General features: G+C 44.7%; 11 protein-coding genes, 2 tRNA genes and 3 rRNA genes. 15 read left to right on the top strand and 1 reads right to left on the bottom strand.

What is annotated here, in order from left to right:
* The 12 genes from dnaA to rrf all read left to right on the top strand — a co-directional run bounded on the left by dnaA (position 1) and on the right by rrf (position 14,474).
* Positions 1-1,341 (top strand): chromosomal replication initiator protein DnaA, encoded by a 1,341-nt coding sequence (gene dnaA / locus ABZM97_RS00005; RefSeq protein WP_039074864.1) that lies wholly within the window; start codon positions 1-3, stop codon positions 1,339-1,341.
* A gap of 191 nt (positions 1,342-1,532) precedes the next feature.
* Positions 1,533-2,669, top strand: coding sequence for a DNA polymerase III subunit beta (dnaN, locus tag ABZM97_RS00010; protein WP_202327738.1), 1,137 nt, complete (start codon positions 1,533-1,535; stop codon positions 2,667-2,669).
* Between the two features lie 130 nt (positions 2,670-2,799).
* Positions 2,800-3,015 carry a ribosome maturation protein RlbA gene (rlbA, locus tag ABZM97_RS00015; protein WP_003219264.1) on the top strand — a complete coding sequence of 72 codons (216 nt, stop codon included), beginning with the start codon at positions 2,800-2,802 and terminating at the stop codon, positions 3,013-3,015.
* Between the two features lie 15 nt (positions 3,016-3,030).
* Complete coding sequence (recF, locus tag ABZM97_RS00020; protein ID WP_202327737.1) at positions 3,031-4,143, top strand: DNA replication/repair protein RecF; 1,113 nt, start codon at positions 3,031-3,033, stop codon at positions 4,141-4,143.
* A 17-nt stretch (positions 4,144-4,160) separates the two neighbouring features.
* Positions 4,161-4,406: an extracellular matrix regulator RemB gene (gene remB / locus ABZM97_RS00025; protein ID WP_003219266.1), complete on the top strand. Its 246-nt coding sequence runs from the start codon at positions 4,161-4,163 to the stop codon at positions 4,404-4,406.
* A 54-nt stretch (positions 4,407-4,460) separates the two neighbouring features.
* Positions 4,461-6,377 carry a DNA topoisomerase (ATP-hydrolyzing) subunit B gene (gene gyrB, locus ABZM97_RS00030; RefSeq protein WP_148963437.1) on the top strand — a complete coding sequence of 639 codons (1,917 nt, stop codon included), beginning with the start codon at positions 4,461-4,463 and terminating at the stop codon, positions 6,375-6,377.
* Positions 6,378-6,587: 210 nt separating this feature from the next.
* A complete protein-coding gene (gyrA, locus tag ABZM97_RS00035) occupies positions 6,588-9,053 on the top strand; it encodes a DNA topoisomerase (ATP-hydrolyzing) subunit A (RefSeq protein ID WP_087993740.1) in 2,466 nt (821 codons plus the stop codon).
* Positions 9,054-9,398: 345 nt separating this feature from the next.
* Positions 9,399-10,948: ribosomal RNA gene (locus ABZM97_RS00040) — 16S ribosomal RNA — on the top strand.
* A gap of 102 nt (positions 10,949-11,050) precedes the next feature.
* Positions 11,051-11,127: transfer RNA gene (locus ABZM97_RS00045), tRNA-Ile, on the top strand.
* 12 nt (positions 11,128-11,139) lie between these two features.
* Positions 11,140-11,215: transfer RNA gene (locus ABZM97_RS00050), tRNA-Ala, on the top strand.
* Between the two features lie 81 nt (positions 11,216-11,296).
* Positions 11,297-14,224 (top strand): 23S ribosomal RNA (locus ABZM97_RS00055).
* Positions 14,225-14,358: 134 nt separating this feature from the next.
* Positions 14,359-14,474, top strand: a 5S ribosomal RNA gene (rrf, locus tag ABZM97_RS00060).
* The 16S, 23S and 5S rRNA genes sit together here with 2 tRNA genes alongside, the layout of an rRNA operon.
* Positions 14,475-14,513: 39 nt before the next feature.
* Here the strand turns inward: rrf and ABZM97_RS00065 are convergent.
* A complete protein-coding gene (locus tag ABZM97_RS00065) occupies positions 14,514-15,461 on the bottom strand; it encodes a YaaC family protein (protein WP_087992037.1) in 948 nt (315 codons plus the stop codon).
* A 120-nt stretch (positions 15,462-15,581) separates the two neighbouring features.
* Here ABZM97_RS00065 and guaB point away from each other — a divergent pair, with 120 nt between their 5' ends.
* From guaB to pdxS, 3 genes are all read left to right on the top strand, one after another.
* Positions 15,582-17,048: an IMP dehydrogenase gene (gene guaB, locus ABZM97_RS00070; RefSeq protein ID WP_202329175.1), complete on the top strand. Its 1,467-nt coding sequence runs from the start codon at positions 15,582-15,584 to the stop codon at positions 17,046-17,048.
* Positions 17,049-17,200: 152 nt separating this feature from the next.
* The gene (dacA, locus tag ABZM97_RS00075; RefSeq protein WP_087992035.1) at positions 17,201-18,532 is read left to right on the top strand and encodes a D-alanyl-D-alanine carboxypeptidase; all 1,332 of its coding nucleotides are present in this window, start codon (positions 17,201-17,203) and stop codon (positions 18,530-18,532) included.
* A 196-nt stretch (positions 18,533-18,728) separates the two neighbouring features.
* Positions 18,729-19,613, top strand: a complete 885-nt coding sequence (gene pdxS / locus ABZM97_RS00080; RefSeq protein WP_087992034.1) for a pyridoxal 5'-phosphate synthase lyase subunit PdxS — start codon at positions 18,729-18,731, stop codon at positions 19,611-19,613.
* Positions 19,614-19,633 lie beyond the last annotated feature (20 nt).

A 19,633-nucleotide genomic window follows, 5' to 3' on the forward strand; every position in this document is an offset into this window, starting at 1 on the left:
ATGGAAAATATATTAGATCTGTGGAATCAAGCCCTTGCTCAAATCGAAAAAAAGTTGAGCAAACCGAGCTTTGAAACTTGGATGAAATCAACCAAAGCCCACTCACTGCAGGGAGATACATTGACAATCACCGCTCCTAATGAATTTGCCAGAGACTGGCTCGAGTCCAGATACTTGCATCTTATTGCAGATACTATATATGAATTAACCGGGGAAGAATTGAGCATTAAGTTTGTCATTCCTCAAAATCAAGATGTTGAAGACTTTATGCCGAAACCGCAAGTCAAAAAAGCGGTCAAAGAAGAAACATCTGATTTTCCCCAAAATATGCTCAATCCAAAATATACTTTTGATACTTTTGTCATCGGATCTGGAAACCGATTTGCACACGCTGCTTCTCTCGCAGTAGCGGAAGCACCCGCGAAAGCATACAACCCTTTATTTATCTATGGGGGCGTTGGCTTAGGGAAAACACACTTAATGCATGCGATCGGCCATTATGTAATAGATCATAATCCTTCTGCCAAAGTGGTTTATCTGTCTTCTGAGAAATTTACAAACGAATTCATCAACTCTATCCGAGATAATAAAGCCGTCGATTTCCGCAATCGCTATCGAAATGTCGATGTGCTTTTGATAGATGATATTCAATTTTTAGCGGGAAAAGAACAGACCCAGGAAGAATTTTTCCATACATTTAACACATTGCACGAAGAAAGCAAACAAATCGTCATTTCAAGTGACAGACCGCCAAAAGAAATTCCGACACTTGAAGACAGATTACGTTCTCGTTTTGAATGGGGCCTGATTACGGATATCACGCCGCCTGATTTGGAGACGAGAATTGCGATTTTAAGAAAAAAAGCCAAAGCAGAAGGCCTCGATATTCCGAATGAGGTTATGCTTTACATCGCAAATCAAATCGACAGCAATATTCGGGAACTTGAAGGAGCATTAATCAGAGTTGTTGCTTACTCATCTTTAATTAATAAAGATATTAATGCTGATCTGGCCGCTGAGGCGCTGAAAGATATTATTCCTTCTTCAAAACCGAAAGTCATTACGATAAAAGAAATTCAGAGGGTAGTAGGCCAGCAATTTAATATTAAACTCGAGGATTTCAAAGCAAAAAAACGGACAAAATCAGTTGCTTTCCCGCGCCAAATTGCCATGTACTTATCAAGGGAAATGACTGATTCCTCTCTTCCTAAAATCGGGGAAGAATTTGGAGGCCGTGACCATACGACCGTTATTCATGCGCATGAAAAAATTTCAAAACTGCTGACAGATGATGAACAGCTTCAGCAGCATGTAAAAGAAATTAAAGAACAGCTTAAATAGCAGGACCGGGGATTAATCGGGGAAAGTGTGAATAACTTTTCATTAGTCATGCACAGTCTGTCCACATGTGGATAGGCTGTGTTTCCTGTCTTTTTCACAACTTATCCACAAATCCACAAGCCCTACTATTACTGCTACTATTTTTTTAAAAAAATATATATATAAATACATTATCCGTTAGGAGGATAAAAATGAAATTCACGATTCAAAAAGATCGTCTTGTTGAAAGTGTCCAAGATGTATTAAAAGCCGTTTCATCCAGAACTACAATTCCCATCTTGACTGGTATTAAAATCGTTGCATCAGATGATGGAGTATCCTTTACGGGAAGCGATTCAGATATTTCTATCGAATCCTTTATTCCAAAAGAAGAAGGAGATAAAGAAATTGTCACGATAGAACAGCCTGGAAGCATCGTCTTACAAGCCCGCTTCTTTAGTGAAATTGTCAAAAAACTGCCGATGGCAATGGTGGAAATCGAAGTGCAAAATCAGTATTTGACAATTATCCGTTCTGGCAAAGCAGAATTTAATCTAAACGGGCTTGACGCTGATGAATATCCGCACTTGCCGCAGATCGAAGAGCATCATGCGATTCAGATCCCAACTGATTTGTTGAAAAATCTGATCAGACAAACAGTGTTCGCGGTGTCCACCTCAGAAACACGCCCTATCTTGACAGGTGTAAACTGGAACGTGGAAAAAAGTGAATTATTATGCACTGCGACGGATAGCCACCGTCTGGCATTAAGAAAAGCGAAACTTGATATTCCAGAAGACAGATCTTACAACGTCGTTATCCCGGGAAAAAGCTTAACCGAACTCAGTAAGATTTTGGATGATAATCAGGAACTTGTAGATATCGTGATCACAGAAACTCAAGTTCTGTTTAAAGCGAAAAACGTCTTGTTCTTCTCGCGGCTTCTGGACGGAAATTATCCGGACACAACCAGCCTGATTCCGCAGGAAAGCAAAACAGAAATCATTGTGAACACGAAAGAATTCCTTCAGGCGATTGATCGTGCATCCCTTCTAGCCAGAGAGGGGCGCAACAACGTAGTGAAACTTTCTGCAAAACCTGCTGAATCCATTGAGATTTCTTCTAACTCACCTGAAATCGGTAAAGTTGTGGAAGCGATTCTTGCAGATCAAATTGATGGTGAGGAATTAAATATCTCATTTAGTCCAAAATATATGTTGGATGCACTAAAGGTGCTTGAAGGAGCAGAGATACGCGTAAGCTTTACAGGTGCAATGAGGCCTTTCTTAATTCGCACGCCGAATGATGAAACGATTGTACAGCTTATCCTTCCTGTCAGAACCTATTAATCCGATACACGCTGCCGACCCGTTCGGCAGCTTTTCTATTCGGTATCTGCTCCGACAAGTTTTCCCTTTCCCTAATTCGTTTTTTTTTAGTACAATTAGATATTAGTGATATTTGAAAGAGGTCGATATAATGGCAAATCCGATTTCAATTGATACAGAGATGATTACACTTGGACAATTCTTGAAATTAGCCGATGTCATTCAGTCAGGCGGTATGGCGAAGTGGTTTTTGAGCGAGCATGAAGTGCTGGTGAACAACGAACCGGACAACCGCCGAGGCAGAAAGCTGTATGTTGGAGATGTGGTAGAGATTGAAGGATTTGGTTCTTTTCAAGTCGTCAATTAAAGCGGGTGATACTGATTGTATATCCAGAACTTAGAACTGACATCTTACCGCAACTACGACCATGCTGAACTCCAATTTGAAAACAAAGTAAATGTCATCATCGGAGAAAACGCCCAGGGGAAAACAAACCTCATGGAGGCGATCTATGTCTTGTCCATGGCGAAATCGCACCGGACATCAAATGACAAAGAACTTATACGGTGGGACAAAGACTATGCTAAAATAGAGGGAAGAGTGATGAAGCAAAACGGAGCGATCCCGATGCAGCTCGTCATCTCCAAAAAGGGTAAAAAGGGCAAGGTCAACCATATTGAACAGCAAAAGCTCAGCCAGTATGTCGGGGCCCTCAACACCATCATGTTCGCGCCGGAAGATTTAAATCTGGTAAAGGGGAGCCCTCAAGTGAGAAGGCGGTTTCTTGACATGGAAATTGGACAGGTTTCTCCTGTCTACCTGCATGATCTTTCTCTTTACCAGAAAATCCTTTCCCAGCGAAATCATTTTTTGAAGCAGCTGCAAACAAGAAAACAAACTGACAGAACGATGCTCGATGTTTTGACCGATCAGCTTGTAGAAGTTGCGTCAAAAGTCGTTGTAAAACGCCTGCAGTTTACAGCGCAGCTTGAAAAATGGGCGCAGCCTATTCATACAGGCATATCAAGAGGGCTTGAGGAGCTGACCCTGAAGTACAGTACGGCTCTTGAGGTATCAGATCCTAAAGACTTGTCGAAAATAGGAGATAGCTATCAAGAAGCGTTTTCTAAATTAAGAGAAAAAGAAATTGAGCGCGGTGTTACGCTGTCAGGTCCTCATCGTGACGATGTTCTTTTCTATGTGAACGGACGCGATGTGCAGACGTATGGTTCACAAGGACAGCAGCGAACGACGGCATTGTCCCTTAAACTTGCGGAGATTGACCTGATCCATGAGGAAATCGGAGAATATCCCATTTTACTATTGGATGATGTATTGAGTGAGCTGGATGATTATCGCCAGTCACACTTGCTTCATACGATCCAAGGCCGTGTACAAACGTTTGTCACAACGACAAGCGTTGATGGCATTGATCACGAAACCTTACGTCAAGCAGGAATGTTCCGTGTGCAAAACGGTGCGTTAGTGAAGTGAAGAAATGAGGTGGGCAATTGTATATTCATTTAGGTGATGACTTTGTGGTTTCAACACGAGATATTGTCGGCATTTTTGATTTTAAAGCCAACATGTCGCCTATTGTTGAAGAATTTCTGAAAAAACAGAAACACAAGGTGGTGCCTTCCGTAAACGGCACGCCAAAATCTATCGTAGTCACGGTTCAGAATATATATTACTCTCCCTTATCTTCCAGCACATTAAAAAAACGTGCGCAATTTATGTTTGAAATAGATTCTTAGAAGTTTTTTATCACGAATATATCGTTTAGAAAAGTGTAGGTGAATGACGTGGCTATGGAACAGCAGCAAAACAGTTATGATGAAAATCAGATACAGGTTCTGGAGGGATTGGAAGCTGTTCGTAAAAGACCGGGAATGTACATCGGTTCAACCAACAGCAAAGGCCTTCACCATCTGGTATGGGAAATTGTCGACAATAGTATTGACGAAGCCCTCGCCGGTTATTGTACGGATATCAATATCCAAATCGAAAAAGACAACAGCATCACGGTGGTAGATAACGGCCGCGGTATTCCAGTCGGTATTCATGAAAAAATGGGCCGGCCTGCGGTAGAGGTCATTATGACGGTGCTTCATGCCGGAGGGAAATTTGACGGAAGCGGCTATAAAGTATCCGGAGGATTGCACGGTGTAGGTGCGTCAGTTGTAAACGCGCTTTCAACCGAGCTTGTTGTGACGGTACACCGTGACGGAAAAATCCATCGTCAAACCTATAAACGCGGAGTTCCGGTTTCAGACCTTGAAATCATTGGCGAAACAGATCATTCAGGAACGACGACACATTTTGTCCCGGACCCTGAGATTTTCACAGAAACAACTGTGTATGATTATGATCTGCTTGCTAACCGTGTGCGCGAATTAGCCTTTTTGACAAAAGGCGTAAACATCACGATTGAAGATAAACGTGAAGGACAAGAGCGCAAAAATGAGTACCATTACGAAGGCGGAATTAAAAGTTATGTAGAGTATTTAAACCGTTCTAAAGAAGTTGTCCATGAAGAGCCGATTTACATTGAAGGCGAAAAGGACGGCATTACGGTTGAAGTGGCTTTGCAATATAATGACAGCTACACAAGCAACATTTACTCGTTTACAAATAACATTAACACGTATGAAGGCGGGACCCACGAAGCCGGCTTCAAAACGGGCCTGACTCGTGTAATCAATGATTACGCCAGAAAAAAAGGGCTCATTAAAGAAAATGATCCGAACTTAAGCGGTGACGACGTAAGAGAAGGGCTAACCGCGATTATTTCCATTAAACACCCTGATCCGCAGTTTGAAGGCCAAACGAAAACAAAACTAGGCAACTCAGAAGCGCGGACGATCACCGATACGTTATTTTCTGCGGCATTGGAAACATTTATGCTGGAAAATCCAGATGCGGCCAAAAAAATTGTCGACAAAGGTTTGATGGCAGCAAGAGCAAGAATGGCTGCGAAAAAAGCGCGTGAATTAACACGCCGCAAGAGTGCTTTGGAAATTTCAAACCTTCCCGGTAAGCTAGCGGATTGCTCATCAAAAGATCCGAGCATTTCCGAGTTATATATCGTAGAGGGTGACTCTGCCGGAGGATCAGCTAAACAAGGCCGCGATAGACATTTCCAAGCCATTTTGCCGCTTAGAGGTAAAATCTTAAACGTTGAAAAAGCAAGATTGGACAAAATCCTTTCCAACAACGAAGTTCGTTCTATGATCACAGCACTCGGAACAGGTATAGGGGAAGATTTCAACTTGGGGAAAGCCCGTTACCACAAAGTTGTCATTATGACTGATGCTGACGTTGATGGCGCGCACATCAGAACACTGCTGTTAACGTTCTTTTACAGATATATGCGCCAAATTATTGAAAATGGCTACGTGTATATTGCGCAGCCGCCGCTCTACAAGGTTCAACAGGGAAAACGTGTTGAATATGCATATAATGACAAAGAACTTGATGATCTGTTGAAAACTCTTCCTCAAACGCCTAAGCCTGGATTGCAGCGTTATAAAGGTCTCGGAGAAATGAATGCGACCCAGTTATGGGAGACAACCATGGATCCGAGCTCCAGAACACTTCTTCAGGTAACTCTTGAAGATGCAATGGATGCCGATGAGACATTTGAAATGCTAATGGGAGACAAAGTAGAACCGCGCCGAAACTTCATAGAAGCGAATGCGAGATACGTTAAAAATCTTGACATCTAATCATAAAAAGCCTTATTTCCAATAAGAAATAAGGCTTTTTTCTGAACGAGATCAGATGCAGTAATGCTTGCAATACCTATATATTCTAGCAATTTAATGTGTATAATCATAAGTTTATTGATATAATGGAGAATAGTGAAATCGTATTGAAGATCATAATGGACAATCTACTCCCACATATTTCATGTGATACTTCAGGGAGGTTTTTTAATGAGTGAACAAAACACACCACAAGTTCGTGAAATAAATATCAGTCAGGAAATGCGTACGTCCTTCTTGGATTATGCAATGAGCGTTATCGTGTCCCGTGCTCTTCCAGATGTCCGTGACGGTTTAAAACCGGTTCACAGACGGATTTTGTATGCAATGAACGATCTGGGCATGACAAGTGACAAGGCTTATAAAAAATCCGCGCGTATCGTCGGAGAAGTTATCGGGAAATACCACCCGCATGGTGATTCAGCGGTATATGAATCCATGGTCAGAATGGCGCAGGATTTCAACTATCGTTATATGCTCGTTGACGGTCACGGAAACTTCGGTTCTGTTGACGGGGACTCTGCGGCTGCCATGCGTTATACGGAAGCAAGAATGTCTAAAATCTCGATGGAAATTCTTCGAGACATCACAAAAGACACAATCGATTATCAGGACAACTATGACGGATCAGAAAGAGAACCTGTCGTTATGCCTTCAAGGTTCCCGAATCTGCTTGTAAACGGCGCTGCCGGAATTGCGGTAGGTATGGCAACAAACATTCCTCCGCACCAGTTGGGAGAAATCATTGACGGTGTGCTTGCTGTCAGTGAAAATCCTGAAATCGCAGTACAGGAGCTTATGGAGATTATTCCTGGTCCTGACTTCCCGACTGCGGGGCAAATTTTGGGCCGAAGCGGTATTCGTAAAGCATACGAATCAGGACGAGGCTCGATTACGATCCGGGCAAAAGCGGAGATCGAACAAACATCGTCAGGAAAAGAAAGAATTGTCGTAACAGAACTTCCATACCAAGTAAATAAAGCAAAACTAATCGAAAAAATCGCTGATCTTGTCAGAGATAAGAAGATAGAAGGTATTACCGATCTACGTGATGAATCTGACCGCACAGGTATGAGAATCGTCATTGAAATCAGAAGAGATGCCAACGCGCATGTCATTCTAAATAATCTATATAAGCAAACAGCTTTGCAAACTTCTTTTGGTATCAATCTGCTTGCGCTTGTTGACGGACAGCCAAAAGTTTTAAATTTAAAGCAATGCTTGGAGTATTACCTAGATCACCAAAAAGTCGTAATCAGACGCCGTACTGCTTATGAATTGCGTAAAGCGGAGGCAAGAGCACATATCTTGGAAGGATTGAGAATTGCTCTTGATCATCTTGATGCAGTTATTTCCCTTATCCGTAATTCTCAAACGGCTGAAATTGCGAGAACAGGATTAATTGAACAATTCTCGCTGACTGAAAAACAAGCCCAAGCTATTCTTGATATGAGACTGCAGCGTTTAACAGGATTGGAACGTGAAAAGATTGAAGAGGAGTACCGATCCCTTGTTAAATTAATTGCAGAGCTTAAAGAAATCTTGGCCAATGAAGAAAAAGTGCTTGAGATCATTCGTGAAGAACTCATAGAAATTAAAGAGCGTTTTAACGATGAAAGACGCACTGAGATCGTCACTGCCGGTCTTGAAACAATTGAAGATGAAGATCTCATCGAAAGAGAAAACATCGTTGTCACCCTGACACACAACGGATATATCAAACGTCTGCCTGCCTCAACCTACCGCAGTCAAAAGCGTGGCGGAAAAGGCGTTCAGGGCATGGGGACAAACGAAGATGATTTCGTTGAACATCTGATCTCTACATCAACGCATGACACGATTCTTTTCTTCTCGAACAAGGGGAAAGTGTATCGTGCAAAAGGATATGAAATCCCTGAATACGGCAGAACAGCAAAAGGAATCCCGATTATCAACCTGTTGGAAGTAGAAAAAGGTGAATGGATTAACGCGATTATTCCAGTCTCTGAATTCAACGCGGAACTTTACCTTTTCTTCACAACAAAGCACGGGGTTTCAAAACGAACTTCGCTTTCTCAGTTCGCTAATATCCGTAACAATGGCTTAATCGCTCTGAGTCTTCGTGAGGATGATGAATTGATGGGTGTACGTCTAACTGACGGCACAAAACAAATGGTCATCGGAACGAAAAATGGATTGCTGATTCGTTTCCCTGAAACGGATGTTCGGGAAATGGGGAGAACTGCGGCAGGCGTAAAAGGTATCACCCTGACTGATGATGACGTTGTTGTCGGAATGGAGATATTAGAGGAAGAATCACATGTCCTTATCGTAACTGAAAAAGGTTACGGAAAACGAACTCCGGCTGAAGAGTACAGAACCCAAAGCCGTGGCGGAAAAGGACTCAAAACAGCGAAAATCACCGAGAACAACGGCCAATTAGTAACAGTAAAAGCTACTAAAGGTGAAGAGGATCTAATGATTATTACAGCCAGCGGCGTACTCATTAGAATGGACATTGATGACATCTCAACCACCGGACGTGTCACTCAAGGTGTGCGCCTTATCAGAATGGCGGAAGAAGAGCATGTTGCTACAGTAGCATTAGTGGAGAAAAATGAAGAAGATGATCAAGAAGAAACACAAGAAGAAGTGTGAGAAAAAGCGCAGCTGAAAAAGCTGCGCTTTTTTTGTGCCATAACCCTTTACAGTCATAAGATTTATGGTATAATCATTTCTGTTGTCTTTTAAAAGACATAAACATGACTAGCAAAAACTTTTCTCGAAAAAGTATTGACCTAGTTAACTAAAAATGTTACTATTAAATAGTCGCTTCGAGAGAAGTGCGCAAAGTTCTTTGAAAACTAAACAAGACAAAACGTACCTGTTAATTCATTTTTTTATAAATCGCACAGTGATGTGCGTAGTCAGTCAAACTAGGCCTGCACGATGCAGGTCACACAGGTGTTGCCGCAGGATGCGGTGAACTTAACCTGTGATCCATTATCGGAGAGTTTGATCCTGGCTCAGGACGAACGCTGGCGGCGTGCCTAATACATGCAAGTCGAGCGGACAGAAGGGAGCTTGCTCCCTGATGTTAGCGGCGGACGGGTGAGTAACACGTGGGTAACCTGCCTGTAAGACTGGGATAACTCCGGGAAACCGGGGCTAATACCGGATGCTTGTTTGAACCGCATGGTTCAAACATAAAAGGTGGCTTCGGCTACCACTTACAGATGGACCCGCGGCGCATTAGCTAGTTGGTGAGGTAACGGCTCACCAAGGCAACGATGCGTAGCCGACCTGAGAGGGTGATCGGCCACACTGGGACTGAGACACGGCCCAGACTCCTACGGGAGGCAGCAGTAGGGAATCTTCCGCAATGGACGAAAGTCTGACGGAGCAACGCCGCGTGAGTGATGAAGGTTTTCGGATCGTAAAGCTCTGTTGTTAGGGAAGAACAAGTACCGTTCGAATAGGGCGGTACCTTGACGGTACCTAACCAGAAAGCCACGGCTAACTACGTGCCAGCAGCCGCGGTAATACGTAGGTGGCAAGCGTTGTCCGGAATTATTGGGCGTAAAGGGCTCGCAGGCGGTTTCTTAAGTCTGATGTGAAAGCCCCCGGCTCAACCGGGGAGGGTCATTGGAAACTGGGGAACTTGAGTGCAGAAGAGGAGAGTGGAATTCCACGTGTAGCGGTGAAATGCGTAGAGATGTGGAGGAACACCAGTGGCGAAGGCGACTCTCTGGTCTGTAACTGACGCTGAGGAGCGAAAGCGTGGGGAGCGAACAGGATTAGATACCCTGGTAGTCCACGCCGTAAACGATGAGTGCTAAGTGTTAGGGGGTTTCCGCCCCTTAGTGCTGCAGCTAACGCATTAAGCACTCCGCCTGGGGAGTACGGTCGCAAGACTGAAACTCAAAGGAATTGACGGGGGCCCGCACAAGCGGTGGAGCATGTGGTTTAATTCGAAGCAACGCGAAGAACCTTACCAGGTCTTGACATCCTCTGACAATCCTAGAGATAGGACGTCCCCTTCGGGGGCAGAGTGACAGGTGGTGCATGGTTGTCGTCAGCTCGTGTCGTGAGATGTTGGGTTAAGTCCCGCAACGAGCGCAACCCTTGATCTTAGTTGCCAGCATTCAGTTGGGCACTCTAAGGTGACTGCCGGTGACAAACCGGAGGAAGGTGGGGATGACGTCAAATCATCATGCCCCTTATGACCTGGGCTACACACGTGCTACAATGGACAGAACAAAGGGCAGCGAAACCGCGAGGTTAAGCCAATCCCACAAATCTGTTCTCAGTTCGGATCGCAGTCTGCAACTCGACTGCGTGAAGCTGGAATCGCTAGTAATCGCGGATCAGCATGCCGCGGTGAATACGTTCCCGGGCCTTGTACACACCGCCCGTCACACCACGAGAGTTTGTAACACCCGAAGTCGGTGAGGTAACCTTTTAGGAGCCAGCCGCCGAAGGTGGGACAGATGATTGGGGTGAAGTCGTAACAAGGTAGCCGTATCGGAAGGTGCGGCTGGATCACCTCCTTTCTAAGGATATATTACGGAATATAAGACCTTGGGTCTTATAAACAGAACGTTCCCTGTCTTGTTTAGTTTTGAAGGAACTTTGTTCCTTGAATAAGTTAAGATGGGCCTGTAGCTCAGCTGGTTAGAGCGCACGCCTGATAAGCGTGAGGTCGGTGGTTCGAGTCCACTCAGGCCCACCATCTTAAATAAACGGGGCCTTAGCTCAGCTGGGAGAGCGCCTGCTTTGCACGCAGGAGGTCAGCGGTTCGATCCCGCTAGGCTCCACCAACGTGTTCTTTGAAAACTAGATAACAGTAGACATCACATTCAATTAGTAATACAAGATATCACATAGTGATTCTTTTTAACGGTTAAGTTAGAAAGGGCGCACGGTGGATGCCTTGGCACTAGGAGCCGATGAAGGACGGGACGAACACCGATATGCTTCGGGGAGCTGTAAGCAAGCTTTGATCCGGAGATTTCCGAATGGGGAAACCCACCACTCGTAATGGAGTGGTATCCATATCTGAATTCATAGGATATGAGAAGGCAGACCCGGGGAACTGAAACATCTAAGTACCCGGAGGAAGAGAAAGCAAATGCGATTCCCTGAGTAGCGGCGAGCGAAACGGGATTAGCCCAAACCAAGAGGCTTGCCTCTTGGGGTTGTAGGACACTCTGTACGGAGTTACAAAAGAACGAGGTAGATGAAGAGGTCTGGAAAGGCCCGCCATAGAAGGTAACAGCCCTGTAGTCAAAACTTCGTTCTCTCCTGAGTGGATCCTGAGTACGGCGGAACACGTGAAATTCCGTCGGAATCCGGGAGGACCATCTCCCAAGGCTAAATACTCCCTAGTGACCGATAGTGAACCAGTACCGTGAGGGAAAGGTGAAAAGCACCCCGGAAGGGGAGTGAAACAGATCCTGAAACCGTGTGCCTACAAGTAGTCAGAGCCCGTTAACGGGTGATGGCGTGCCTTTTGTAGAATGAACCGGCGAGTTACGATCCCGTGCAAGGTTAAGCAGAAGATGCGGAGCCGCAGCGAAAGCGAGTCTGAATAGGGCGCATGAGTACGTGGTCGTAGACCCGAAACCAGGTGATCTACCCATGTCCAGGGTGAAGTTCAGGTAACACTGAATGGAGGCCCGAACCCACGCACGTTGAAAAGTGCGGGGATGAGGTGTGGGTAGGGGTGAAATGCCAATCGAACCTGGATATAGCTGGTTCTCTCCGAAATAGCTTTAGGGCTAGCCTCAAGGTAAGAGTCTTGGAGGTAGAGCACTGATTGGACTAGGGGCCCCTACCGGGTTACCGAATTCAGTCAAACTCCGAATGCCAATGACTTATCCTTGGGAGTCAGACTGCGAGTGATAAGATCCGTAGTCGAAAGGGAAACAGCCCAGACCGCCAGCTAAGGTCCCAAAGTATACGTTAAGTGGAAAAGGATGTGGAGTTGCTTAGACAACCAGGATGTTGGCTTAGAAGCAGCCACCATTTAAAGAGTGCGTAATAGCTCACTGGTCGAGTGACTCTGCGCCGAAAATGTACCGGGGCTAAACGTATCACCGAAGCTGCGGACTGTTCTTCGAACAGTGGTAGGAGAGCGTTCTAAGGGCTGTGAAGCCAGACCGGAAGGACTGGTGGAGCGCTTAGAAGTGAGAATGCCGGTATGAGTAGCGAAAGAGGGGTGAGAATCCCCTCCACCGAATGCCTAAGGTTTCCTGAGGAAGGCTCGTCCGCTCAGGGTTAGTCGGGACCTAAGCCGAGGCCGAAAGGCGTAGGCGATGGACAACAGGTTGATATTCCTGTACCACCTCCTCACCATTTGAGTAATGGGGGGACGCAGGAGGATAGGGTAAGCGCGGTATTGGATATCCGCGTCCAAGCAGTTAGGCTGGGAAATAGGCAAATCCGTTTCCCATAAGGCTGAGCTGTGATGGCGAGCGAAATATAGTAGCGAAGTTCCTGATTCCACACTGCCAAGAAAAGCCTCTAGCGAGGTGAGAGGTGCCCGTACCGCAAACCGACACAGGTAGGCGAGGAGAGAATCCTAAGGTGATCGAGAGAACTCTCGTTAAGGAACTCGGCAAAATGACCCCGTAACTTCGGGAGAAGGGGTGCTCTGTTAGGGTGCAAGCCCGAGAGAGCCGCAGTGAATAGGCCCAGGCGACTGTTTAGCAAAAACACAGGTCTCTGCGAAGCCGTAAGGCGAAGTATAGGGGCTGACGCCTGCCCGGTGCTGGAAGGTTAAGAGGAGCGCTTAGCGTAAGCGAAGGTGCGAATTGAAGCCCCAGTAAACGGCGGCCGTAACTATAACGGTCCTAAGGTAGCGAAATTCCTTGTCGGGTAAGTTCCGACCCGCACGAAAGGCGCAACGATCTGGGCACTGTCTCAACGAGAGACTCGGTGAAATTATAGTACCTGTGAAGATGCAGGTTACCCGCGACAGGACGGAAAGACCCCGTGGAGCTTTACTGCAGCCTGATATTGAATGTTGGTACAGCTTGTACAGGATAGGTAGGAGCCTTGGAAACCGGAGCGCTAGCTTCGGTGGAGGCATCGGTGGGATACTACCCTGGCTGTATTGACCTTCTAACCCGCCGCCCTTATCGGGCGGGGAGACAGTGTCAGGTGGGCAGTTTGACTGGGGCGGTCGCCTCCTAAAAGGTAACGGAGGCGCCCAAAGGTTCCCTCAGAATGGTTGGAAATCATTCGCAGAGTGTAAAGGCACAAGGGAGCTTGACTGCGAGACCTACAAGTCGAGCAGGGACGAAAGTCGGGCTTAGTGATCCGGTGGTTCCGCATGGAAGGGCCATCGCTCAACGGATAAAAGCTACCCCGGGGATAACAGGCTTATCTCCCCCAAGAGTCCACATCGACGGGGAGGTTTGGCACCTCGATGTCGGCTCATCGCATCCTGGGGCTGTAGTCGGTCCCAAGGGTTGGGCTGTTCGCCCATTAAAGCGGTACGCGAGCTGGGTTCAGAACGTCGTGAGACAGTTCGGTCCCTATCCGTCGCGGGCGCAGGAAATTTGAGAGGAGCTGTCCTTAGTACGAGAGGACCGGGATGGACGCACCGCTGGTGTACCAGTTGTTCTGCCAAGGGCATCGCTGGGTAGCTATGTGCGGACGGGATAAGTGCTGAAAGCATCTAAGCATGAAGCCCCCCTCAAGATGAGATTTCCCATTCCGCAAGGAAGTAAGATCCCTGAAAGATGATCAGGTTGATAGGTCTGAGGTGGAAGTGTGGCGACACATGGAGCTGACAGATACTAATCGATCGAGGACTTAACCACATTTTGAATGATGTCACATCTGTTATCTAGTTTTGAGAGAACATCTCTCTAAAAGGCGGAAAAGCAAGGAAACTCCGCTAAGGGCTCTCACATCCTGTGAGAAACGCCCAGTACCTTCATCCTGAAGGCATTTGTTTGGTGGCGATAGCGAAGAGGTCACACCCGTTCCCATGCCGAACACGGAAGTTAAGCTCTTCAGCGCCGATGGTAGTCGGGGGGTTCCCCCTGTGAGAGTAGGACGCCGCCAAGCAAGGTAAAACCCAGCTCATTGAGCTGGTTTTTTTGTTTATCAACAATGAAGAAGAAATTGTAAAGCGTATTTCGGGAATTTGTTTTCAGTCACTAATAAAAACTGCTGAATTAGTACGTAATCATCACTTATATGCTGGGTTAACAGCTCATACCACCACTCCGTCTCATATCTCGCAATCATCCCTATGTTGTACAAAATTAAATAATGAATGGCCATTTCAGGAAGTCTCAGAAATTGCTCCCTTTGAGAAGGGATATAATATTGATTCTTTCCCATGTCATATAACAAACTGATTGATGTGCATGGCTTCGTGTCTTGCGGTGAAATGTCAAACTGCAGCTCGTGTTCATTTTTCTTTGTAAACGACCATTGAAAATGATGGGACATATATTCGGCAAATCTTGAATCAGACATTTTATAATTGATGACCGCCTCCTCTGGTACAGAAATCCTGTCCTTATCCTTTTCTACTTTTGTCATAAAACGTTCTTTCTGCTGAAAATAGAAAGCATCACTTAGTTCTGGAATCGCCATCAGTAGTTTTTTCATGGTATATCTTTCATCTATAATATCGGATTGTCCGAATAAGTGTTTCATGAAGTGTATGCATAGGCCGTTTCGTTGTATTTTTACTTCATCGTCGCCAAAACAATAATTCTGTTTCTTTCGCTTTCTTGTTGTTACGCCGTGTGCCAGTACTGATGCATGGCTTGGATAATGAGGATCCCGTGTAATTAGACATGCCTTGATAAGCTGTGCCATTCCGTAAAATAAAAGAATCGGCTTGATTTCTAAAGGGGAAGATGAGGCTTGTTTATAAAACGATTCAGCATGCTTTAAGAAATAAATAAACCGTTCACTGTTTTTGAAAGCGTTTTTTTTCGCTTCATCAATGCCGTTTAAAATATAAGTTTTCTCTAGAAATTTCTGGGTTGATTCAACGGAGTAAAATAGCGCTAAGTCTTTCCACTTATGATATGTCATATGTATTTCTTTATCCTTTCCGTTATCTAAATATTTCAACTCTTTTCCGCTTCCTTGACATGCTCTTGGCTAGTTGATAATCTACATATAATATTTTGCCGAAAAGAGGGGGATTTACTAATGTGGGAAAGTAAATTTTCAAAAGAAGGCTTAACGTTCGACGATGTGCTGCTTCTGCCAGCTAAGTCAGAGGTACTTCCGCGTGATGTGGATTTATCTGTAGAACTAACAAAAACGTTAAAGCTGAATATTCCTGTCATCAGCGCAGGTATGGACACTGTAACAGAATCAGCAATGGCAATTGCAATGGCTAGACAGGGCGGCTTGGGCATCATTCATAAAAACATGTCCATTGAACAACAGGCTGAACAAGTTGATAAAGTAAAGCGTTCTGAACGCGGCGTTATCACAAATCCCTTCTTTTTAACTCCTGATCACCAAGTATTTGATGCGGAGCACTTGATGGGGAAATACAGAATTTCCGGTGTTCCGATTGTAGATAACGAAGAAGACCAAAAGCTTGTCGGAATTATTACAAACCGTGATCTTCGTTTTATTTCTGACTACTCAATGAAAATCAGCGATGTCATGACGAAAGAAGAGCTTGTTACTGCACCTGTAGGAACGACTCTTGATGAAGCTGAAAAGATTTTGCAGAAACATAAAATTGAAAAGCTTCCTCTCGTTGATGACCAGAATAAATTAAAAGGTCTAATCACAATCAAAGACATTGAAAAAGTCATTGAGTTCCCGAACTCATCTAAAGACGTTCACGGCCGTCTGATCGTTGGCGCGGCAGTTGGTGTAACCGGCGACACAATGACTCGCGTCAAAAAGCTTGTCGAAGCTAATGTCGATGTTATAGTTATTGATACAGCTCACGGACATTCTCAAGGCGTATTAAACACAGTAACAAAAATCCGTGAAACATATCCCGAATTAAACATTATTGCTGGAAACGTTGCAACAGCTGAAGCGACGAGAGCGCTTATCGAGGCTGGAGTAGATGTTGTCAAAGTTGGAATCGGACCTGGTTCAATTTGTACAACACGCGTGGTAGCAGGTGTGGGTGTTCCGCAAATTACAGCAATTTATGATTGTGCGTCTGAAGCAAGAATGCATGGCAAAACAATCATCGCAGACGGTGGAATTAAATTCTCTGGTGATATCACGAAAGCATTGGCAGCCGGTGGACATGCTGTTATGCTTGGAAGCTTGCTTGCGGGTACGTCAGAAAGTCCAGGGGAAACTGAAATCTACCAAGGCAGAAGATTTAAAGTATACCGCGGTATGGGGTCAGTTGCTGCAATGGAAAAAGGAAGTAAAGACCGTTACTTCCAAGAAGAAAACAAAAAATTCGTTCCTGAAGGAATTGAAGGACGCACACCTTACAAAGGACCAGTTGAAGAAACAGTTTATCAGCTAGTCGGCGGTCTTCGCTCCGGGATGGGATATTGCGGGTCCAAAGATCTTCACGCTTTAAGAGAAGAAGCTCAGTTCATTCGCATGACTGGCGCAGGACTTCGTGAAAGCCATCCGCATGATGTACAGATTACAAAAGAATCACCGAACTATACAATTTCATAATAAATTGTTACAAATTAAAAACATTTGACAGGGTCTCTGACTCTGTCTATTTTTTTTATACTGATTATGATAAAATTTATACTGTTGTGCGTTGAAAATGTCCTTAACGGCTTAATTATAGATAAAGAAAATGAAATACGGAGGTCGTACGATTGAACATCATGAAATGTAAACAGTTATTGATGTCATTGGTTGTATTAACACTAGCTGTCACTTGTTTGGCTCCAATGTCAAAAGCAAAAGCAGCCAGTGATCCAATTGATATCAATGCAGCAGCTGCTATTATGATCGAAGCTTCTTCAGGTAAAATTCTGTACAGTAAAAATGCAGATAAGAGACTGCCAATTGCCAGTATGACAAAAATGATGACAGAGTATCTGTTATTAGAAGCAATTGATGAAGGTAAAGTGAAATGGGACCAAACCTATACACCTGATGACTATGTGTATGAGATTTCCCAAGATAACAGCTTATCAAACGTCCCTCTTCGTAAGGACGGGAAATACACAGTAAAAGAACTATATCAAGCTACAGCAATTTATTCTGCAAATGCTGCCGCTATTGGGATTGCAGAAATCGTTGCGGGTTCTGAAACTGAATTTGTGAAAAAAATGAATGCAAAAGCGAAAGAACTTGGCTTAACAGATTACAAATTTGTTAACGCAACAGGTCTTGAAAACAAAGATCTTCACGGGCATCAGCCCGAGGGGACAAGCGCAGATGAAGAAAGTGAAGTTTCTGCTAAGGATATGGCGATTCTTGCAGATCACTTGATTACTGACTACCCTGAGGTTCTCGAGACCTCCAGTATCGCCAAAACCAAGTTCAGAGAGGGCACCGATGATGAAATGGACATGCCCAACTGGAACTTCATGCTGAAAGGGCTCGTCAGCGAGTATAAAAAAGCGACTGTAGATGGTCTGAAAACAGGTTCTACCGACTCTGCGGGTTCATGCTTCACAGGAACAGCCGAACTCAACGGAATGCGTGTCATTACTGTTGTATTGAACGCAAAGGGCAACATTCATACAGGCCGTTTCGATGAGACCAAAAAAATGTTCGATTATGCCTTCGACAATTTCTCCATGAAAGAAATGTACGCTGAAGGCGATCAAGTAAAGGGCCATAAAGAAATTTCAGTTGATAAGGGTAAAGAGAAAGAAACAGCCATTGTGACAAACAAAGCATTCTCTCTTCCTGTAAAAAATGGTGAAGAAAAGAATTACAAAGCGAAGGTCACATTAAATAAAGATACGCTAACTGCTCCTGTGAAAAAAGGAACGAAGGTTGGGCAACTGACTGCGGAATATACAGGTGATGAAAAGGATTACGGATTCCTTAACAGCAATCTGGCCGGGGTAGACCTTGTTACAAAAGAAAAAGTAGAAAAAGCAAACTGGTTTGTTCTGACAATGCGCAGTATCGGCGGATTTTTCGCCGGCATTTGGGGAAGTATTGTTGATACGGTAACCGGCTGGTTTTAATCAATTGAAAGAGCTCTGATTCATGTTAGGGCTCTTTCGCTTAATATACTGAAAAAAACCAATTTTTAATAAAAAATGATTTTCAAAGCGCTTAAAACCGAATAAAATGATATATATCCATATGAATTATTGGATTTCTAGGATACAATAAGGACTAGAAATCATATAACTATACCTTGATTAGGGGGACCAAAAAATGGCTCAAACAGGTACTGAACGTGTAAAACGCGGAATGGCAGAAATGCAAAAGGGCGGCGTCATCATGGACGTCATCAATGCGGAACAAGCGAAAATTGCTGAAGAGGCTGGAGCTGTCGCTGTAATGGCGCTGGAGCGAGTACCAGCTGATATTCGCGCGGCTGGAGGAGTTGCCCGTATGGCTGACCCTACAATCGTGGAAGAAGTAATGAATGCAGTATCTATCCCGGTAATGGCGAAAGCGCGTATCGGACATATTGTTGAAGCGCGTGTGCTTGAAGCTATGGGTGTTGACTATATTGATGAAAGTGAAGTTCTGACTCCGGCTGACGAAGAATTTCATTTGAATAAAAATGAATACAAAGTTCCTTTCGTCTGCGGCTGCCGTGATCTCGGTGAAGCAACACGCCGTATTGCTGAAGGTGCTTCTATGCTTCGTACGAAAGGTGAGCCTGGAACAGGAAATATTGTTGAGGCTGTTCGCCATATGCGCAAAGTAAACGCTCAAGTGCGTAAAGTAGTTGCGATGAGTGATGATGAACTCATGACAGAAGCGAAAAACTTAGGTGCTCCTTACGAGCTTCTCCTGCAAATTAAAAAAGACGGCAAGCTTCCTGTCGTTAACTTTGCCGCTGGCGGCGTAGCAACTCCTGCTGATGCTGCTCTCATGATGCAGCTTGGTGCTGACGGAGTATTTGTTGGCTCTGGTATTTTCAAATCAGACAATCCTGCTAAATTTGCGAAAGCCATTGTGGAAGCAACAACTCACTACACTGATTACAAATTGATCGCTGAGCTTTCTAAAGATCTTGGTACCGCAATGAAAGGGATTGAAATCTCAAACTTACTTCCAGAACAGCGTATGCAAGAACGCGGCTGGTAGGAATATAGGAGCGCTGCTGA

It is taken from the genome of Bacillus vallismortis (assembly GCF_040784915.1).
Classification (GTDB): Bacteria; Bacillota; Bacilli; order Bacillales; family Bacillaceae; genus Bacillus; species Bacillus subtilis_G.